This is a genomic window from Pseudomonas amygdali (assembly GCF_002699855.1).
Lineage (GTDB): Bacteria > Pseudomonadota > Gammaproteobacteria > Pseudomonadales > Pseudomonadaceae > Aquipseudomonas > Aquipseudomonas amygdali.
This window is the reverse complement of sequence record NZ_LKBW01000090.1, coordinates 44,475-60,469: the sequence shown is the minus strand read 5'-3', so window position 1 is coordinate 60,469 and position 15,995 is coordinate 44,475. Positions and strand designations below refer to the sequence as shown.

Below are 15,995 nucleotides of genomic sequence, written 5' to 3'. Positions count from 1 at the left end.
TTCGGCATCGGCGAAGGTCATTTGATTCATCATCGAAAAGCTCGGCGATTGGTGCCCGGAGATTTTGCCAAATCAGGAAGTCTTTTTCAGGATTTCCCTGTGTCTTTTGATTTTGAACACCGGTCAAGGCTGTAAAAAAGTGCGCTCGTCGAAGCATTTGCATACGAGCGCACGCGTGTTTGGGCGTTGGGCCCTGCACTGCGATCACGCACACCGGATGGGATTTTGTTGCGATTGCAATCATATTCTTCGTTCCATTAAGGTGCAAGGACGCTTGTCCGACAGCAAGGAGTAGTGATGAACAGCGCAAATGGCCACCAGTTGGCGCCGCAAACCCGGGTTGCAGCGCTGGCTTGCATGGAAAAGATTCAAGCGGCTGCGGGGCTTGCGCTGCGCGGGTGCTGTTCACCCCTGTTTGCGATGGCCGACATCGTCGAGCGTCTGACCCGAGACCCGTCTACCTCGCGGCGTATATCCGTGGTGCGAGCCAGCAAGCACATGGCCTGCGAACAGGAGGGCGTGCTCGCCAGCGCCTGGCCTTTGCGATTTGCTGCACAGGCCGGCAAGGTCGAATTGCCTCTGATCTACATGATCAGCAGCGAAACCTCGGCCGAACTGAGCGCGCTGGCATCGGAGTCATCCCAACGTGGAATTTTCTGCAACGACATCGAGACGTTGCCATCTCGCTGGCCCAAGGGCGCTCATCCGTGGCTGCCGTTGTGGCTCCTTTCAAACAGCAAGTGTCAGCCTTACGACCCTGCGGATGCTGCGGAGGCGCGGGCGATCACGCTGCACGCCTTGCACAGTCTGTATGTTGAAGGCCGGGCCGGTTTTTATTACATGGCGTTGCATGACGAATCCAATGATCAGGTCAGCGCGTTGAGCGAGACGCAGGCTGCGGCGGCTGTGCAAGGTATGTATCGGGTTGGCGATGTCGTTTCCGGCAACGACGGCCGTCGCGTGCGCCTGTTGGGTGCGGGCCTGGCCCTGCGGTCAGTACGTCAGGCGGCCAGCCTGCTCAAGGAGCACTGGAATGTCGATTGCGAAGTCTGGAGCTGCCCCAGCTATACCCGACTGGCGCGCGATGCCGGCTCGGGCCGACGCTGGAATCGTTTCCATCCCTTGAAGACCCCTCGGTCCTGGCACTTGCGTGATTGCCTCGGCGAAGGGCACGACGCCGTGGTGGCGGTCACCGGTTATCCGCAGGCCGTGGCCGAGCAACTGCGTGAACATGTCCCCGGACGGTTTGTTGCCTTGGGAGCCGATTCCGCTGCGCCGCAAGGTAAGCCTGCAATCAGCCCCGAGTGGATTGTCGTTCAGGCCCTGACCGCGCTTGCGGAGGGCGGGCAACTGAGCTACGAGCCGCTGAAACTCGCCCTGCAACGCTATCGGCTGGTCTGATGTCAGCTTTTACTGCCACTTTGTCGGGCTGCCAGTGCGGCACGCTCCAGCGCATCAGCAAACACGCGGCGCTGCGGGGCGTCGAATTGCGCCAGAAACAGCTCGTCGACCGCCGTTTCGTAGATCTGCCACATCTGTTTGCGCAGTGTCCGGCCCTTGTCGGTGATCGCTGCCACCGCGCCCCGGCCGTCGCTGTCGGATCTGTGGCGTTCCACCAGCCCTTCGCTTTCAAGGCGGTCGATGAGGCGGGTCAGGTTGTAGCGTTCGATGGCCATGACATCGGCCAGCTCATGCATGCGGCGCATGCCCTGAGGCCCGCTTTCCACACCCCAGAGCGCGTCATACCAAGCGTATGGGGGCAGTTCGGCCGCCGCCAGACGTCGTTCGATCTCGCGAATAAGACAGCGGTGCGCCCTGACGAATCTGAACCACGTATCCGGTTCGGCTGACGACATGAATCACCTTTGTCTGAAATTCTTGAGGGTTGCAATAGTAACCGAGCACGGGATAAATTCCGGCATGTGATTGCAATTGCAATCAGATTTTTCAAGGCAGACGCCTGTCCGGCGTCCACTGCCGCATCACAGTAGGAGACGACGATGGCACAGCAACCCCGGTTTCTTGACGAGGATCCGCAAGAAACCCGCGAATGGCTCGAATCGATTGAGTCGGTACTCAACAGTGAAGGGCGCCCGCGTGCGCACTACCTGATCGATCAGTTGCTGGACTTCGATGTCGCTCAACACGGCGATTTCTATGGTCGGGTCACGACGCCCTACGTCAACACCATTCCCAGCGACCGTCAGCAGCCTTATCCGGGTGACCTCCAGGTTGAAAAGCGTATCAACGCGTTCATCCGCTGGAACGCCCTGGCGATGGTACTGCGTGCCGGCAAGCATTCCGGTGTGGGCGGCCATATTGCCTCCTATGCTTCTGCCGCCGTGCTCTATGACGTGGGGTTCGATCACTTCTTCCGTGGCCGTACCGAGCAGTTCGCTGGCGATCTGGTCTACATCCAGGGCCATTCTTCGCCGGGCATTTACGGCAGGGCGTACCTGGAAGGTCGCCTGAGCGAAGAGCAACTGGACAACTTCCGTCGCGAAACGGATCGCGATGGCATTTCGTCCTATCCGCACCCGCGCCTGATGCCGGACTTCTGGCAGTTCCCTACTGTTTCAATGGGGCTTGGGCCAATCACGGCGGCGTATCAGGCGCGTTTCATGCGTTACCTGGAAAATCGCGGGCTCAAGGAGCATCAGGGGCGCAAGGTCTGGGCTTTTCTCGGCGATGGCGAAATGGACCAGCCCGAGTCTCAGGCGGCCATTGCGCTGGCCGGGCGCGAAAAGCTCGACAACATCATCTTCGTGGTCAACTGCAACCTGCAGCGTCTCGACGGCCCGGTGCGTGGTAACAGCAAGGTCATTCAGGAATTCGAAAGCCTGTATCGCGCCGCTGGCTGGAACGTAATCAAGGTCATCTGGGGCAGTGGCTGGGATGCGCTGCTGGAGAAGGACAAGAGCGGGCTGCTGCGTCAGCGCATGATGGAATGCGTGGACGGCGAGTACCAGAACTACAAATCCCAGAACGGCGCTTACGTGCGTGAGCATTTCTTCGGCAAGTACCCTGAGTTGCTGGAGCTGGTCAGCGACATGAGCGACGACGATATCTGGAAGCTCTCGCGGGGCGGGCACGATCCGGAAAAAGTCTACAACGCCTACGCTGCCGCAATGCGTCACAAGGGCGGGCCGACCGTGATTCTGGCCAAGACGGTCAAAGGTTTCGGCATGGGCGAGGCGGGCGAGGGGCAGAACATCAACCACCAGTTGAAGAAGCTCGGGGCAGAGGCGATCAAGGCCTTCCGCGACCGTTTCTCTCTGGACATCACCGATGATCAACTGGGCGACATGCCTTATCTGAAACCCGCCGAGGGCAGCACCGAAGCACTGTACCTCAAGGCCCGCCGTGCTCAGCTGGGCGGGTACATTCCGGCGCGTTTCAGTGACGCGGCCACCTTGCAGGTTCCACCGCTTTCGGTGCTGGATACCCAGCTGAAAAGCACCGGTGATCGCGGTATATCGACGACCATGGCCTTTGTGCGCATCCTCTCGACGCTGCTCAAGGACCCGAACATTGGCAAGTTGATCGTGCCGATTGTGCCGGACGAGTCGCGAACTTTTGGTATGGAGAACCTGTTCCGCCAGATCGGCATCCATTCCCATGTCGGTCAGTTGTACACGCCACAGGATGCAGGGCAACTGAGCTACTACAAGGAAAGCACCGACGGGCAGATCATGCAGGAAGGGCTGAATGAGTCCGGCGCCATTTCCTCGTGGATTGCCGCCAGTACGTCCTACGCCAACCATGGCGTGATGACCGTGCCGTTCTATATCTTCTATTCGATGTTCGGTTTCCAGCGTGTGGGCGATCTGGCCTGGGCGGCGGGTGATGCCCGGGCCAGGGGCTTTCTGCTGGGGGCCACCTCAGGCCGGACCACGCTGATGGGCGAAGGCCTGCAGCATGATGACGGGCACAGCCACGTGATGTCGTCGACGATACCGTGCTGTGTGTCTTACGACCCGACGTTTGCCTTTGAACTGGCGGTGATCATTCAAGATGGCATGCGCCGCATGTTTGCCGAAAATGAGGACATCTATTACTACATCACTTTGCTCAACGAGAACTACCCGCACCCTGATCTGCCCGAGGGCGCCGAAGCCGGCATTATCAAAGGGATGTACCCATTGCAGGCCAGTGCGTCGGTCAACTCCGGCAAACACGTGCAATTGATGGGCTGCGGGTCGATCCTTCTGGAAGTCATCGCGGCCGCCAGATTGCTGGAGGACGACTTTGGTGTTAGCAGTGAAATCTGGAGTGTTACCAGCCTCACCGAGCTGCGCCGTGAAGGCCAGGACGTCGAGCGCTGGAACCTGCTGCACCCTGAGCAGGAGCCGCGCCTGAACTACGTTGAAAGCTGTCTCGCCGACAGGGAAGGGCCGGTCGTCGTGGCAACGGATTATATGAAGATCTTCGCTGACCAGATCCGTCCATTCGTACCCCTGCGTCGTTTCGTGGCGCTGGGTACGGATGGTTTTGGTCAGTCCGATACCCGTGAATCGCTGCGTCATTTCTTCGAGGTGGACCGTTACTTCGTGGCTGTGGCTGCGCTCAAGGCGCTGGCCGATGACGGCAAGGTCGAGCGTAAGGTCGTGGCCCAGGCCATCGAACGCTACAAGATCGACCCAGGCAAGCAGAACCCGGTGCTGGTCTGAGTCGCGCTCGTCTCTGTCACGAGACAGTAGTTGCGAAACCGTGCACTTCAAGCGGGGTGCACGGTTTCCTGATTACCTGCGTGAGAGTATCTGCTCACTTTAGCCTGTCACGCCGTCAGACGATCTTCCCGGAAATCACGCAACGCCTGGTCAATCTCTTCGCGGGTGTTCATCACGAACGGCCCGTACTGCACGATCGGCTCGCGTAAGGGCTTGCCTGCAATCAACAAGACGCGCGCACCCTTGGTGCTGCTGATCTGCAAATCCCCTGTGTCAGACAGGTGCGCAAGATGGCGCTTGCTCACTGACTGTGCGCTGCCTTCTATTTCGATACTGCCTTCGTACACGTACAGCAATGCAAGATGCCCTTCGGGCATGCGCGGGCTGATACGACTGCCGGCAGGCATGTCGAAGTCAAAGTACAAGGGCTCGGTATCCGGGCGCTGTACCGCACCGGCCTGTCGAACCTGGCCATCGTCGAAATGCCCGGCCAATACCACCACCTGCACACCGGCTGCAGTGGTCAGGCGAGGAACGTTTTCCGGCTGGATGTCCTGATAGCTGGCGTCGTTCAGCTTGTTCTTGCCCGGCAGGTTCAGCCATAGCTGAAAACCTCGCATGGTGCCTTCTTCCTGTTCAGGCATTTCGCTGTGAATGATCCCGCGTGCGGCGGTCATCCACTGTACGCCGCCGCCCTGCAGCAGGCCCACATTGCCCATATGGTCTTCGTGACGCATACGGCCTTCAAGCATGTAGGTCACCGTTTCGAAGCCACGGTGCGGATGAGGTGGAAAGCCCGCGATATAGTCATCAGGCACGTCCGACCCGAACTCGTCCAGCATCAGGAATGGATCGAATTGTTCCACGCCCCGTCCGCCGAAAACGCGTGTCAGTTTGACTCCCGCGCCGTCAGAGGCAGGTTGGCCTGCCTGAATCGACAGGACTTTACGAAATTGAGTCATGGAAAGAGAGCACTCCTTATCAGGTGGCCTTTTCAGGCGCAAGGGAGTGTCATGGTATGCCTGTCTATTCGATTAACTGATTCGAATCCCGGAACGGAATGATCGTATTTATCGATGTGTTGCCTGTTGATACACATTGGCGTGAGTAACAGGCAACCTGCCCGGAACAGACTCCGGGCCAGGCGTTACAACGAGAGGTGATCAGTGTTTGCTGCCCTGTGTCGACATGGCCAGCAGCTGCTTTTCCTGGTTCCAGTCAAATGGTTCGTCGTTCTGCTCGGCTTCGTAACGGCGCTCTTCCAGCGCCTGATACAGCTCGATTTCATCATCCGGCATGAAATGCAGGCAGTCACCGGCAAAAAACCACAGCAGGTCGCGAGGCACCAGGTGGGCGATTTGCGGGTAGCGCTGGATGATCTGACACAGGATGTCCTGGCCCAGGTACTGGCTTTCTATCGGGTCCTGCGGCAGTTGCTCGACCAGTTCGTCGAAGCGCTCCATGAACAGCGCGTGGCTTTCTTCCGGAACCTGCTCGGCCTCGCCCAGCGCGACCAGAATGCTGCGCAGGTGTGCCAGCAGGCCAAGTTGGTGATCGAGAGTGGCGTCGGCCATCGGGTAATCCTCAAATGCAAAAACAGGCGCGAGAGTATAAAGCTCTACGCGCCTGCTGTGTGGTGTGACCTTGAACGTCAGCGAATCTTGCCCGCTGCCAGGGTCAGTTCTTCCTTGTCGAAATCATCCACATCGATCACCTTGCGACGGGCGGCTTCGGCTGTACGCAGTGTCTGTGCCTCTTCTGCCTGCAATACACCGATGCGCAACGCAGCGTCGATGGCATGCTCGCCTGCGGCCGGTTTGATCTGACCACTCTTGAGCGCCGTTTGCAGCTTCTTGTGCAGCGGATATGCAGTAGTCAGCAAGTTGATGGCATGTTGCAGCGCGCCGACCGGATCTTCTGCCGATTGCGGGCGATAGCAGCCTGCGAGCAACTCTTCCAGTGTCGGATCGCCCTTGGCGCGGCCCAGTACCTGTGCAACTTCGGCGTCCAGCTTGTCCGAAGGGCCCTTGTGGCGACGACCGAACGGGAACACCACTGCACGGAACAGCCCACCCAGCACACGGTTAGGGAAGTTGCCGAGGATTTCGTCCATGGCACGTTCCGAGTGGCCCAGACTTTCTTCCATGGCCCAGCGAAACAGCGGGCTCATGTGATCTGGCGAGCCAAGATCGTGGTAGCGCTTGAGTGCCGCCGAAGCCAGATACATATGACTGAGCACGTCACCGAGACGCGCCGACAGGCGTTCGCGGCGTTTCAACTCGCCGCCCAGCAGCATCATGCTCAAGTCCGCCAACATCGCGAAAGCTGCTGCCTGACGGTTCAACGCGCGGAAGTAGCCTTGGCTCAGGCTGTTGCCCGGTGCTCTTTCAAAATGGCCAAAGCCCAGATTAAGAATCAGGGTGCTGGCGGCGTTGCTCACCGCAAAACCGATGTGCTTGAGCAGGAGCGCGTCAAACTCGAGCAGCGCCTGCTGCTTGTCTTCGCGACCGGCCAAGGCCATTTCCTTGAGCACGAATGGATGGCAGCGAATGGCACCCTGGCCGAAGATCATCAGGTTACGTGAAAGGATATTCGCCCCTTCAACGGTGATGAAGATCGGCGCACCTTGCCAGTTGCGGCCCAGGTAGTTGTTCGGGCCCATGATGATGCCCTTGCCGCCATGCACATCCATGGCGTGACCGATACATTCGCGGCCACGCTCGGTCAGGTGGTATTTGAGGATCGCGGAGAGCACCGAGGGTTTTTCTCCCAGATCGACCGCATTGGCGGTCAGCATGCGCGCGCTGTCCATCAGCCAGGCGTTGCCGCCGATGCGCGCCAGCGCTTCCTGAATACCTTCGAACGCCGACAGCGGCACATTGAATTGCTCGCGCACCTTGGCGTACTGGCCGGTCACCAGGCTGGTGTACTTGGCAGCGCCGGTGCCGACCGCGGGCAGCGAAATCGAACGTCCTACCGACAGGCAGTTCATCAGCATCATCCAGCCTTTGCCGAGCATTGGCTGGCCGCCGATCAGGTAGCTCAGCGGAACAAAGACGTCCTTGCCTGAATTCGGGCCGTTCATGAACGCTGCGCCCAGCGGCAAGTGGCGACGGCCGATTTCAACGCCGGGCGTGTCGGTCGGAATCAGCGCCAGGCTGATGCCCAGATCTTCCTCTTCGCCGAGCAAGTGCTCAGGGTCGTAAGCCTTGAAAGCCAGGCCGAGCAGGGTGGCGACCGGGCCAAGGGTAATGTAGCGCTTTTCCCAGGTCAGGCGCAGGCCGATGACTTCCTCGCCTTGCCACTGACCTTTGCAGATAACCCCGGTGTCGGGCATCGCGCCCGCATCGGAACCTGCCAATGGACCCGTCAGCGCGAAGCAGGGGATATCTTCGCCACGTGCCAGACGTGGCAGGTAATGGTTGCGCTGTTCGTCAGTGCCATAATGCAGCAGCAATTCAGCAGGGCCGAGGGAGTTGGGCACCATCACGGTGGAGGCCAGGTCGCCGCTGCGGGTGGCCAGTTTCATGGCCACCTGAGAGTGGGCGTAGGCCGAGAAGCCCTTGCCACCGAATTCTTTCGGAATGATCAGGGCAAAGAACCCGTGCTCTTTCATGTGCGCCCAGGCTTCAGGCGGCAGGTCCATGGCCTGACCGATTTCCCAGTCGCTGACCATCGCGCAGAGTTCTTCGGTCGGCCCGTCGATAAAGGCCTGTTCTTCTTCGGTGAGCTGGACTTTTGGATAGGCCAGCAGCTTGTCCCAGTCCGGGCGACCGCTGAACATCTCGCCATCCCACCAGACCGTACCGGCGTCAATCGCATCGCGCTCGGTTTCCGACATGGGCGGCAGCACTTTCTGAAACCAGCTGAACATGGGCGCAGTGAAGTGCTTGCGGCGCAGGTCGGGCAGCACAACAGGTACGAACACTGCCAGCCACAGCACCCAGAAAACAGTCAGCAGCCATCCTGGCGCGTGGCTGAAAATGCCCATGGCCAGCAGGTAGACGGCTACCACGCCAAGCGCCGGGAGCGGGGCGGTACGCCGATGGGCCAGCCAGGCAATGCCGACGACCAGCACTACAATCCACAACAACAGCATAGGTATTCCTCCGTGATGACCGCCGCCGTGGCAGCGATCAAGAACTGGTCGCCGGGCAGTGGTGAGGCGACATCGATAGTGACCCCTGGTTGACGAGGAAGTTGCCGTCGCTTCTGGGTAGACTGTGAGCCTTTATTTATCAGCGACTGCGAGGGGAACGCAATGCTCAAGATATGGGGACGGAAGAATTCCAGCAATGTGCGCAAGGCACTCTGGATTGCCGAAGAAGTGGGCGTGCCCTACGAGACGCAGGACGCCGGTGGGGCATTCGGGCTGGTCAATGAAGCAGCTTACCGCGCGAAAAACCCCAATGGCCAGATTCCCATGATTGAAGACGGCGACTTCGTGCTTTGGGAGTCGAACGCGATCGTACGCTATCTGGCCGCCCGCCATGCCCCGGACTCGGACTTATACCCCGCTGACCTTCAGGCCCGCGCCAACGCAGACAAGTGGATGGACTGGACCTCCTCGACCATCGCGGCCCCGTTCAGCCCGGTATTCTGGGGCGTGGTACGCACCCCGCCCGAGAAACAGGACTGGCCGGCCATCGAGCAAGGCATCAAGACCCTGCACAGTCTGTTGCTGGTCGCCGATGAGGCCCTGTCTCGCCAGCCTTACCTGTCCGGCGAAGCTTTTGGCATGGGCGACATTCCCCTGGGGTGCTTCGCTTACGGCTGGTTCGAAATGCCGATTGAACGTCCGCCGCTGCCCCACCTCCAAGCCTGGTATGCACGCCTCAAGACGCGTCCGGCGTATCGCAAGGCCGTCATGAGTCCGCTGACCTGAGCATGCAGTCTGAGCATTTAAAACAGTTGATCGGGCTCATGTTCGGCTCTTGATATTTACTATTAACAGATGTGTCTGTACTTGAATGACCCAGCCGAGCACCATTGCACGCCTGGGTCGTCATGACAGGCGTGTGTTCCCGGTCAGCTTCATTCCTTTTTCCTGATGAGTACTCTTTCCGATGTGTCTTCCGCTCTGTCCATTCGGCAGCTAACCAAAACCTACGGCAACGGTTTCCAGGCCTTGAGTGGCATTGATCTGGACGTGGCCGAGGGTGATTTCTTCGCTTTGCTTGGCCCTAATGGCGCAGGCAAGTCCACCACCATCGGTATCATCTCGACGCTGGTCAACAAGACCAGCGGAACGGTGAACATCTTCGGTCACGATCTGGATCGCGAGCCCGCTGCGCTCAAGCGTTCCATTGGCGTGGTGCCGCAGGAGTTCAACTTCAACCAGTTCGAGAAGACCTTCGACATCGTCGTCACCCAGGCGGGTTACTACGGCATCCCGGCAAAGATCGCCAAGGAGCGCGCCGAGCAGTACCTGGCTCAACTGGGCCTGTGGGACAAGCGCGACGTGCCTTCGCGGTCGCTGTCAGGCGGTATGAAACGGCGCTTGATGATCGCCCGTGCGCTGATTCATGAGCCGCGTCTGCTGATCCTCGATGAGCCCACTGCTGGTGTGGACATCGAGTTGCGCCGTTCGATGTGGACGTTCCTGACCGAACTGAATCAAAAAGGCATCACCATCATCCTCACCACGCACTACCTGGAAGAGGCCGAGCAGCTGTGCCGCAACATCGGCATTATCGACCACGGGGTGATCGTGCAGAACACCGGCATGAAGCAATTGCTCAGCACCCTGACTGTCGAAACCTTCGTGCTGGATCTGAAGGCGTCCTGGCAGACCGCGCCGCAGCTGCCCGGTTTCCCTTGCCGTTTGCTCGACAGCCACACCCTGGAAGTTCAGGTCGACAAGAGTGTCGGCATCACCGCGCTGTTTAGCCAGCTCGCTTTCCAGAACATCGAAGTCTTGAGCCTGCGCAATAAATCCAATCGCCTTGAGGAGTTGTTTGTGTCCCTGGTGGAAAAAAACCTTGCGAAGGTGGCGCTATGACTGTGCAGAGCGGCGAGTTGCGCCCCAACCTGATTGCCCTGAAAACCATCGTCTACCGTGAAGTACACCGCTTCATGCGGATCTGGCCGCAGACCCTGCTGCCGCCAGCCATCACCATGGTTCTGTACTTCGTCATCTTCGGTAACCTGATCGGTCGCCAGATCGGCGACATGGGCGGCTTTACCTACATGCAGTACATCGTGCCGGGGCTGATTATGATGTCGGTGATCACCAACTCCTACGGCAACGTGGTCTCGAGCTTCTTCGGTGCCAAGTTTCAGCACTCCATCGAAGAACTGATGGTCTCGCCGGTCTCGCCGCACACCATTCTGATTGGCTACACCCTGGGCGGCGTGTTGCGCGGGCTGATGGTGGGTTTCATTGTCACCATGCTGTCGATGTTTTTCACCGACCTGCAAGTGCATCACCTGGGCGTAACCATCCTTGTGGTGGTGTTGACCGCCACCATCTTCTCGCTGCTGGGCTTCATCAACGCAGTGTTCGCGCGCAACTTCGACGATATCTCGATCATCCCGACTTTCGTCCTGACCCTGCTGACCTATCTGGGTGGCGTGTTCTACTCGATCAACCTGTTGCCGCCGTTCTGGCAGACCGTATCGCTGGCCAACCCGGTCCTGCACATGGTCAATGCCTTCCGCTACGGCATTCTGGGCGTCTCCGACATAAAGATCAGCATCGCCCTGGCGTTCATGATCGTGGCAACGTTTGTGCTGTACTTCGGCTGCGCACGGTTGCTGGTGAGCGGGCGCGGTATGCGTCAGTAACACATGCTTTGCGACCCGCCAGCCTGGCGGGTCGGCTGTCTGCCGAGACCGGCTGTTCAGGTTTTGCAACACACCATCACTTCCGACATTTCCATATTGCGCTGATCCTTGAAGCTTTCCGCTTCAAGGAATCACCATGCGCACAGGGATGATCGCGCTCGCGTCGGGGCTTGTGGCCTTACGCTTTCTGCCTGCTTTGCCGCCGACCTGGCTGTTGCTGCTGATACCGATACTGGCGTTGATGCTGCTACCGTTTCGCACCTATCCACTGGCGCTGTTCCTGCTCGGTTTTACCTGGGCGTGTGTTTCTGCGCAGTGGGCGTTGAATGACCGTCTGGTTCATCGTCTGGACGGTCAGACGCTGTGGCTGCAAGGCAAGGTAGTCGGTTTGCCCAGTGTCGCCGAGGGCGTGGTGCGTTTCGAACTGGAAGGGGCAAGGTCGCGCAGGGCGATATTGCCTGCACGCATCCGGGTGGCGTGGTACGGCGGTCCGCAGGTCAACAGCGGTGAGCGCTGGCGCATGGCGGTCAAACTCAAGCGGCCAGCCGGGCTGGTCAATCCTGATGCTTTTGATTACGAAGCCTGGCTGTTGGCGCAGCGCATCGGTGCCACCGGTACGGTGGTGGATGGTCAACTGCTGACACCTGCGCGCGGGGCGTGGCGCGACCTTATTCGTCAGCGCTTGCTGGCGGTCGATGCGCAGGGCAGAGAGGGCGGCTTGGCGGCGCTGGTGCTGGGCGATGGCTCCGGGTTGTCGAGCACCGATTGGCAGGTGCTGCAGGACACCGGCACGGTGCATCTGCTGGTGATTTCCGGCCAGCATATCGGTTTGCTGGCCGGGGTGATTTACGCGCTGGTCGCAGGCCTTGCACGCTGGGGGCTGTGGCCACGGGCTTTACCCTGGCTGCCTTGGGCCTGTGCGCTGGCGTTCATCGCTGCGCTGGGTTACGGGCTGCTGGCCGGTTTCGAGGTGCCGGTACGGCGTGCCTGTGTGATGGTCGCGATGGTACTGCTGTGGCGTTTGCGCTTTCGGCACCTGGGCGTTGTCTGGCCGTTGTTACTGTCATTCAACGCGGTGCTGATTTTCGAGCCGCTGGTGACACTGCAGCCGGGGTTCTGGCTGTCTTTCGCGGCGGTTGGCATTCTGGTGCTGATTTTCAGTGGACGTCTCGGTGCCTGGAATTGGTGGCAAAGCTGGACGCGTGCGCAGTGGCTGATCGCAATTGGCTTGCTGCCTATTCTGCTGGCGCTGAACCTGCCGATCAGCCTCAGCGGGCCGTTTGCCAATTTGCTGGCTGTGCCCTGGGTCAGCTTGATCGTCCTGCCGCCTGCGTTGCTTGGAACACTGCTGCTGCCGGTCTCTGGTGTGGGCGAAGGCTTGCTCTGGCTGGCCGGAGGGGCGCTGGAGTGGCTGTTTATGTTTCTCGGCTGGGTTGCCGCAGTCTTGCCCGCCTGGTTGCCCAGTGCAATGCCAGGCTGGGCGTGGCTGCTTAGTCTGCTCGGGGCCTTCCTTTTATTACTGCCCAAAGGCGTGCCGATGCGTCTGCTGGGTTGGCCATTGCTGTTGCTGTGCGTTTTTCCACCGCTCGACTCAGTGCCTGCAGGCCAGGTAGAAGTATTGCAGCTGGACGTGGGGCAGGGCCTGGCCATTCTCCTGCGCACTCGAAATCACACGCTCTTGTACGACGCAGGTCCACGTTTCGGCGAGTTCGATATCGGTCAGCGTGTGGTCGTGCCCGCCATGCGCAAGGCCGGTGTGCGTCATCTGGACCTGATGTTGATCAGTCACGCCGACTCCGATCATGCCGGGGGCGCAGCGGCGGTTCATCAGGCATTTCCGGTTGACCGTGTACTGGGCGGTGAGCTGGCCAGGCTCGCGCCGCAACTCGACGCGCGGTTGTGTGAGAGCGATGCGCGCTGGGAGTGGGATGGGGTGATGTTCTCCACCTGGCGCTGGGAGCAGGGCCCTGATGGCAATCCGGCATCCTGCATGTTGAGTGTCGACGCAGGGGGCGAGCGTCTGCTGCTGACGGGTGATATAGACGTCGACGCGGAACGTGCGGCAATCGCCAGCGGTTTCGACCTTCGTGCCCATTGGTTGCAGTCCCCGCATCACGGCAGCCGGACCTCGTCATCCAAAGTATTTCTTCAGGCCGTCGGAGCGGTTGGCGTGCTGATCTCCCGTGGCCGTAACAACGCCTTCGGCCACCCGCATCCGTTGGTCATGGCGCGTTATCGATGGCTGGGTATGGCCAGTTATGACAGCGCTGAGCTGGGCGCTGTCAGTCTGCGGCTGGGGACGTTCGGCACGCCGCAGGCAGAGCGCGCGCAACGGCGTTTCTGGCGTGACTGAGTGAATGGATATCGATCTCGGCGTTCGGCACTTGACGACCCTATGATAGAGTGGCGCCAATTTTTCGAGGGAGTGATCACTGTGTGGGAACTTGTCAAATCTGGCGGCTGGATGATGCTGCCGATTATTTTGAGCTCCATCGCCGCTGCCGGCATTATCATCGAGCGTCTGTGGACGCTGCGTGCCAGCCGTATCACGCCGCCGCATCTGCTCGGACAGGTCTGGCAGTGGATTCAGGAAAAGAAGCTCGACGGCGAAAAGCTCAAGCAACTGCGCGCCGACTCGCCTCTGGGTGAAATTCTCGCCGCAGGTCTGGCCAATTCCAGGCACGGTCGCGAGATCATGAAGGAATGCATCGAAGAAGCCGCCGCCCGGGTTATCCATGAACTGGAGCGCTACCTGAGCGCGCTGGGTTCGATTGCCGCCATGGCACCGCTGCTTGGCTTGCTGGGTACGGTGCTGGGCATGATCGATATTTTCGGCTCGTTCAACAGTTCGGGGGCCACGGCCAATGCCGGTGTACTCGCCGGTGGTATCTCCAAGGCGCTGATCTGTACCGCGTCGGGCCTTATCGTGGCTATTCCGGCAATCTTCTTTCATCGCTTTCTGCAAAGTCGCGTCGATGAACTGGTGGTCGGCATGGAGCAGCAGGCCATTCGTCTGGTTGAAGTGGTGCAGGGCGACCGCGATGTCGATCTGATCGACGCCAAAATCGATCTCAAGTCGCTGGCCAGAGTGGGCGGGGGCAAGAAGAAGTGAAATTTCGCCGTCGCAGACCCCGGGAAAACATCGACATCAATCTGGTCTCTCTGATTGATGTGGTGTTCATCCTGCTGCTGTTTTTCATCGTGACGACCACGTTCACCCGTGAAACCCAGTTGCGGGTGGATCTGCCACAGGCGGTCACCGGTACGCCGGAGGTGGACGCCAGCGCTAAGCATCTGGACATCGCCATCAACGCCGACGGGATCTTCTCGCTGAACAACCAACTGTTGCCCAAGAACGATCTGGCAACCCTGATCGAAGCGCTGCAACGCGAGTCGGCGGGCGATACCAGCCTGCCGTTGTCGATCAGTGCCGACGGCAAGACCCCTCACCAATCGGTGATTACGGCCATGGATGCGGCGGGTAAACTGGGTTTCAGCCATTTGCGCATGACCACTGTCGAGGCCACACCGGCTAACTGATGGCATTTACCGACCGTTTGCTCGATGCCTGGTACAAGGGCCACCCTGCGCTGGCGCTTTTGCGTCCGCTCGAAGGCCTTTATCGGCGCGTCGTAGAGGGCAAGCGCGCGCGTTTTCTGGCGGGTGAGGGCACTATCTACCGCGCTCCGGTGCCGGTTATTGTGGTGGGTAATATCACCATCGGCGGCACTGGCAAGACGCCACTGATTCTATGGATGATCGAGCACTGCCGTCGTCGTGGCCTGCGCGTTGGTGTGGTCAGTCGCGGTTACGGTGCCAAACCTCCCAGCCTGCCCTGGCGCGTCAAGGCCGACCAGAGTGCCAGCGAGGCGGGCGATGAGCCTTTGCTCATCGTTAAACGCAGTGGCGTGCCGCTGATAATCGATCCGGATCGCAGTCGCGCCGTGCAGGCCCTGCTCGCTGCCGAGCCTCTGGATCTGATTCTTTCCGACGATGGCCTGCAACATTATCGTCTGGCTCGCGATCTGGAGCTGGTGCTGATCGATGCCGCCCGCGGGCTGGGCAACCGTCGTTGTCTGCCTGCCGGGCCATTGCGCGAGCCGGTTGAGCGCCTAGGCAGTGTCGACGCTTTGCTTTACAACGGCGCGATGGCTGATCGTGACGATGGCTACGCATTTATGCTCAAACCGTCAGCCCTTATCAATCTGCGCAGTGGCGAACGCCAGCCGGTGGATTATTTCCCGGCCGGGCAGGCGCTGCATGCGGTCGCCGGAATCGGCAATCCTCAACGTTTCTTCAATACCCTCGAAGGATTACACTGGCGGCCGGTGGCTCACGCGTTCGCCGACCATGCGGTCTACAGTGCCCAGGCGCTGACATTCACACCGGCATTGCCCTTGGTCATGACCGAGAAGGATGCGGTGAAATGTCGTGCCTTTGCAGCCGATGACTGGTGGTATCTGGCAGTGGATGCAGTACCGTCCGATGCTTTTGTCGACTGGTTCGATGAGCAACTGCTACGTCTCTCTCCATGATTGC

14 protein-coding genes are annotated in these 15,995 nt (G+C 59.7%); 9 read left to right on the top strand and 5 right to left on the bottom strand.

Annotated features, from left to right (window positions below):
- On the bottom strand, positions 1-244 hold a 244-nt coding region (locus AO277_RS28720), incomplete at its 3' end, for a hypothetical protein (RefSeq protein ID WP_218962507.1).
- A gap of 53 nt (positions 245-297) precedes the next feature.
- Here AO277_RS28720 and AO277_RS08860 point away from each other — a divergent pair.
- Complete coding sequence (locus AO277_RS08860) at positions 298-1,401, top strand: transketolase-like TK C-terminal-containing protein (RefSeq protein WP_002552665.1); 1,104 nt, start codon at positions 298-300, stop codon at positions 1,399-1,401.
- Positions 1,402-1,403: 2 nt separating this feature from the next.
- Here the strand turns inward: AO277_RS08860 and AO277_RS08855 are convergent, their stop codons facing one another.
- Positions 1,404-1,856: a MarR family winged helix-turn-helix transcriptional regulator gene (locus tag AO277_RS08855; protein ID WP_004657820.1), complete on the bottom strand. Its 453-nt coding sequence runs from the start codon at positions 1,854-1,856 to the stop codon at positions 1,404-1,406.
- 144 nt (positions 1,857-2,000) lie between these two features.
- On the opposite strand from AO277_RS08855, the gene aceE reads away from it, so the two are divergent.
- The gene (gene aceE / locus AO277_RS08850) at positions 2,001-4,670 is read left to right on the top strand and encodes a pyruvate dehydrogenase (acetyl-transferring), homodimeric type (RefSeq protein WP_044318107.1); all 2,670 of its coding nucleotides are present in this window, start codon (positions 2,001-2,003) and stop codon (positions 4,668-4,670) included.
- 107 nt (positions 4,671-4,777) lie between these two features.
- Here the strand turns inward: aceE and AO277_RS08845 are convergent, their stop codons facing one another.
- The 3 genes from AO277_RS08845 to AO277_RS08835 form a co-directional block, all read right to left on the bottom strand.
- Positions 4,778-5,632 (bottom strand): pirin family protein, encoded by an 855-nt coding sequence (locus AO277_RS08845; protein WP_044318108.1) that lies wholly within the window; start codon positions 5,630-5,632, stop codon positions 4,778-4,780.
- Positions 5,633-5,833: 201 nt separating this feature from the next.
- A complete protein-coding gene (locus AO277_RS08840) occupies positions 5,834-6,244 on the bottom strand; it encodes a PA2817 family protein (protein WP_044318109.1) in 411 nt (136 codons plus the stop codon).
- A 77-nt stretch (positions 6,245-6,321) separates the two neighbouring features.
- Positions 6,322-8,769, bottom strand: a complete 2,448-nt coding sequence (locus AO277_RS08835) for an acyl-CoA dehydrogenase (protein WP_044318110.1) — start codon at positions 8,767-8,769, stop codon at positions 6,322-6,324.
- 162 nt (positions 8,770-8,931) lie between these two features.
- On the opposite strand from AO277_RS08835, the gene AO277_RS08830 reads away from it, so the two are divergent.
- From AO277_RS08830 to lpxK, 7 genes are all read left to right on the top strand, one after another.
- Positions 8,932-9,555, top strand: coding sequence for a glutathione S-transferase (locus AO277_RS08830; RefSeq protein WP_044318111.1), 624 nt, complete (start codon positions 8,932-8,934; stop codon positions 9,553-9,555).
- A gap of 183 nt (positions 9,556-9,738) precedes the next feature.
- Complete coding sequence (locus tag AO277_RS08825; RefSeq protein ID WP_044318134.1) at positions 9,739-10,671, top strand: ABC transporter ATP-binding protein; 933 nt, start codon at positions 9,739-9,741, stop codon at positions 10,669-10,671.
- A complete protein-coding gene (locus AO277_RS08820) occupies positions 10,668-11,456 on the top strand; it encodes an ABC transporter permease (RefSeq protein ID WP_044318112.1) in 789 nt (262 codons plus the stop codon). Before AO277_RS08825 ends, AO277_RS08820 begins: the two co-directional genes overlap by 4 nt.
- Positions 11,457-11,592: 136 nt before the next feature.
- Positions 11,593-13,809 carry a DNA internalization-related competence protein ComEC/Rec2 gene (locus tag AO277_RS08815; RefSeq protein ID WP_044318113.1) on the top strand — a complete coding sequence of 739 codons (2,217 nt, stop codon included), beginning with the start codon at positions 11,593-11,595 and terminating at the stop codon, positions 13,807-13,809.
- Between the two features lie 81 nt (positions 13,810-13,890).
- The gene (gene pocA, locus AO277_RS08810; protein ID WP_044318135.1) at positions 13,891-14,568 is read left to right on the top strand and encodes a flagellar polar localization protein PocA; all 678 of its coding nucleotides are present in this window, start codon (positions 13,891-13,893) and stop codon (positions 14,566-14,568) included.
- The gene (gene pocB / locus AO277_RS08805) at positions 14,565-14,996 is read left to right on the top strand and encodes a flagellar polar localization protein PocB (RefSeq protein ID WP_002552677.1); all 432 of its coding nucleotides are present in this window, start codon (positions 14,565-14,567) and stop codon (positions 14,994-14,996) included. Before pocA ends, pocB begins: the two co-directional genes overlap by 4 nt.
- Entirely contained in the window at positions 14,996-15,991 is a 996-nt protein-coding gene (gene lpxK / locus AO277_RS08800) for a tetraacyldisaccharide 4'-kinase (protein ID WP_044318114.1), read from the top strand. The genes pocB and lpxK overlap by 1 nt, the downstream gene beginning before the upstream one ends.
- The last annotated feature ends 4 nt before the right edge of the window (positions 15,992-15,995 follow it).